The sequence below is a fragment of the Vibrio sp. 1562 genome (assembly GCF_033340155.1).
In the GTDB taxonomy this organism is placed as follows: Bacteria; Pseudomonadota; Gammaproteobacteria; order Enterobacterales; family Vibrionaceae; genus Vibrio; species Vibrio alginolyticus.
Map to the genome: position 1 here is coordinate 1 of NZ_JAWOVY010000415.1, position 659 is coordinate 659.

At 51.1% G+C, this 659-nt stretch carries 1 protein-coding gene; it reads left to right on the forward strand.

Features of this window, described 5'->3' with window-relative positions; all coding sequences use genetic code 11:
• Window positions 1-631, forward strand: a 631-nt coding sequence (locus R7Z49_RS25520; RefSeq protein ID WP_318112458.1) for an ABC transporter permease subunit, incomplete at its 5' end; no start/stop codon positions are given.
• Window positions 632-659: the final 28 nt, after the last annotated feature.

The following is a 659-nucleotide window of genomic DNA, read 5'->3' on the forward strand; positions in this document are numbered from 1 at the left end:
CATTCGCATCATGGGCAAACCCAATATGGCTCTTTTGGGTGAAGACACCATTCTCACTCCTTTTGAATCGATGGGTGATGCGATGTTTATTCGTCCGGTGGTCGTAGGCGTACTGGTTCTCATCTCTGCCTTTTTGGTGGTGCGATTGCTAAATAGCGACTTCGGCTTGGGCCTTCGAGCGACGGGTGTGAATGGCCGAATGGTGTCTGCGCAAGGCGCAAGCACAGGGTTCTACACCTATTTTTGTTTGGCGCTGTCGAATGGATTTGTTGGCTTCGCTGGTGCGCTATTTGCGCAAACCAACAGCTTTGCTGACGTAACATCAGGCGTTGGTACCATCGTGGTCGGCTTAGCGGCGGTTATTTTGGGTCAAACGCTCATTCCAGGCCGCAAAATTTGGGTTGCCGTTTGCGCCGTTATTTTGGGCTCGGTGTTGTATCGACTAGCCGTCGCTTTTGCGTTGAGTTCTGGCATGTTTGGCCTTCAGGCCTCGGATCTCAACCTCGTGACCGCAGTGTTGGTTGCGGTAGCGCTCATTGCGCCTAAGCTCAAGCAAAGTATGAAAGCCAAACAACGCGTAACGACTGCGAAACAAGCGGCATCTAAAAATGGTTCTGGGGAGGCTTTATGATTGAACTCAACAACATCCAAGTGACGTT